Below are 2,748 nucleotides of genomic sequence, written 5' to 3'. Positions count from 1 at the left end.
CCATATACCTGTCTGCATTTTCAGGCTGGAAAACAGACCAATGTTTTTCTTGCTGTTGGAGTTAGTTATTTTTCTAGCTGGGTTAGCCAAGCTGAACCTGCTCTTTCCGGACTTGAGAGGCTTGAAGCCCGGTATTCTTAAAGAGTATGCGATCTGAAACGCATTTCACTTAGTCTGCAACAAAATTTCATTTAGTCCGCACAAATTTCACTTAGTCCGCACAAATTTCATTTAGTCTGCAAACCGACACCGACAATAGCTAGAACAAAAGGCTATGTGAAGGCAAATGGTATTAATCGGAGTTTATGTCGGATAAAAGATAAGGGTATCTTATTTTGTGTTCTCCCGGATTCGTGTATACTGAATTTTTAAATTCAGAGCCACCGAGTGCGATCGCTTAATTATTGTGAATAACCCTGAACTAAATAACTTACCTCCGATTAAACTCATTGCTCTTGACGCTGAAACGGCATCGCTCTCTGGGCGCACGGCTAGTACAAGACCACCAACCGATATTCGGTGGGTAAAAGTTCTGGAATTTTTACGCAGCAACAATCTCGCACCCAACAGCCGCAAACTCTACGAACGCGAACTCAAAAGGTTTTTGGCTTGGAGTGAGCTGCACTATCATGAACTGCGTCCACGTCATCTTGCGCTATATAAAGAATATCTCCGTGATGAAATACGGACTGATGCAGGGAAACCGCTTTCAAAAAGCAGCATCAATGCGGGAATTGCGGCACTCAAAAGCTTTTTCAAATGGATGTCTTACACGTATCCTGAAATTATTTCTACTAATCCGACACTGGGGATAAAACTGGAAAAAGTACCTCTACCACCAGCCCAGAGTTTAACCCCTGAAGAAATGGAACAGGTTTGGTCAGCGTTGGAGTTATTGGGAGAAACAAAGCAACGAGATACAGCACTCGTCCACATTCTCAGTCATGGACTGCGGGCTGGGGAAGTTGTGCAGTTAAATGTTGGCTCATTTGATGGCAAGCTGCTATTTTTACCAGACACCAAAACCAATGAACCACGCTTGGTTCCACTGCGAAAAGAGAGCCGGGAAGTTTTAGCAGAGTATTTGAGATCGCGCGAACAGCAAGGGGAGGTGTTAAACAGCGACTCTCCACTGATGATTTCACACCATGCTTCGTACAAAGGTGAACGCTTAAGTTATCACGGCATTTACTTCGCGGTGGAAAAAATCGGTGAAATAGCTCACATTGAGGATTTGCACCCTCACTCCTTTCGCCACACCTATGCCACTGACTTATTGCTATTGGGAGTTGACCCCAGTCATGCACGAAAATTAACAGGACATCAAAGCGAGAAAGCGTTTCGGCGCTATACGCTTCGCAGCGAACAAGAAGCAGCGATCACTGCTTACTATCGTGCAATCGGTGAAACTTATGGGGAGTAAGGTATGCCTAAGCCACTCGATCCCAAGTGTCAGCTATGTTCCAAACTACCAACAACTCAAGCGAAAGTTTTACATGGAACAGCAGGGGATGGGTGTTGGAATCCAAAAGTCTGCCACAATCGCCGCTCATTCTATCGCCACCGCTCCCAGAAAAATTCAGCAGAAATTGATGCGATCGCAGTCGAACCACCAGGAACATATTTTGCAGTGCTGTATTTGTATAAAGAACCAGGGGATAAACCATTACACGCGTTGGGTGCAGAACTCTGGCTGGGACAACAGCCTATTTGTCGCCTGGAACCAATTCACTGCTTTGGGCTAACCGCTGGCAAGATCCGCGCCTATACAGATCAGGTGTTGCAGGCGTTTGCTAAATCTTATGGTATTTCATTATATCAATATAAGGATATGTTTGAAATTACCTCAAGTTACTGCCCAGTTCGTCCTTGCCCGTTACATCCAGAATCCTAGAGATGACCACATACCACCAATTAACCATCTGGGATGTATTAGATGAGTTGTCTGAATCTCCACCAACTTCTTCCCTTGATGCTATGTGGGATTGTTTGGATGCCGAGCTAGAGAATTTACCCTTGGAGGCACAGTTATTAACCGCAGCGCTTGCCTTCAGTCAAATTGCGGATATTCTTAAGTCTCGTGCCGAAGTGCTGTTGCAAGATACCCGCGATCGCAATAGTCTTTTAGGGCCAGTTGTTAGCACCGATCTCTTTGCTGGTCTAGTGCGGACAACAATGCACCTAGATTTAGATGATTTAATTGAACCGCAAACACCACAAACCTTTAAACCACACGGCCCACACCAATTTTCATCTCCTAACCAGGAGGGTGATTCTGTAGCAGCACCTGTTGAAAAAGCGAATGTTTTGGCAATGCTCGATGAGGTGACAACTTTAGAAGATGTCCGCAATTTGGCATCAGATGAGGATGTGGAAAAATGGCAAAGTGCGATCGCTAATTACCTGATCAATGTCAAAGATGAGATTTCTTTAGTTAAACTGCAACGTGTGTTGCAAATGCCGATGGTAGAAGTATGGTTGGGATTATTGCTGGGTGGGTTTACACTAGAACAACGTGGTGATTTTTATCACAATCAAAATGTCTGGGTGAAAAGCTCTCTGACTTCGACCATCTTCAACGGCATTGTAAAGCATTCATAAGTCGGAAGTCGGAGGTAATTGGCAATACGGTTCGGTTAACAAAGTTGTCTGTTGAGGCGAGCAGTTCTTGAGCAGGGGGAGAAGAGAAATTTTAATAACTTTCCTCCCCTGCTTATGCGAACCGTATTGGACACATAAGAACTCATC

Annotated in this window: 3 protein-coding genes; all 3 read left to right on the top strand. The window is 44.6% G+C overall.

Features of this window, described 5'->3' with window-relative positions; all coding sequences use genetic code 11:
- Positions 1-403 precede the first annotated feature (403 nt).
- The 3 genes from IQ229_RS22710 to IQ229_RS22700 are packed head-to-tail and all read left to right on the top strand — an operon-like array spanning position 404 to position 2,601.
- Positions 404-1,423, top strand: a complete 1,020-nt coding sequence (locus IQ229_RS22710; protein WP_194047631.1) for a tyrosine-type recombinase/integrase — start codon at positions 404-406, stop codon at positions 1,421-1,423.
- A gap of 3 nt (positions 1,424-1,426) precedes the next feature.
- Positions 1,427-1,894, top strand: coding sequence for a hypothetical protein (locus tag IQ229_RS22705; protein WP_194047629.1), 468 nt, complete (start codon positions 1,427-1,429; stop codon positions 1,892-1,894).
- A 2-nt stretch (positions 1,895-1,896) separates the two neighbouring features.
- Entirely contained in the window at positions 1,897-2,601 is a 705-nt protein-coding gene (locus IQ229_RS22700; RefSeq protein ID WP_194047627.1) for a hypothetical protein, read from the top strand.
- Positions 2,602-2,748 lie beyond the last annotated feature (147 nt).

Origin of the sequence: Nostoc cf. edaphicum LEGE 07299 (assembly GCF_015207245.1) — a bacterium.
Lineage (GTDB): Bacteria > Cyanobacteriota > Cyanobacteriia > Cyanobacteriales > Nostocaceae > Nostoc > Nostoc edaphicum_B.
Note: the sequence above shows the minus strand (reverse complement) of the source record. Positions and strands in the feature narration are given on the sequence as shown.

Excerpts from the sequence above, each read along its gene's own strand:
- IQ229_RS22705 (WP_194047629.1), top strand. The coding sequence starts at position 1,427 with ATGCCTAAGCCACTCGATCCCAAGTGTCAGCTATGTTCCAAACTACCA.
- IQ229_RS22700 (WP_194047627.1), top strand. The coding sequence starts at position 1,897 with ATGACCACATACCACCAATTAACCATCTGGGATGTATTAGATGAGTTG.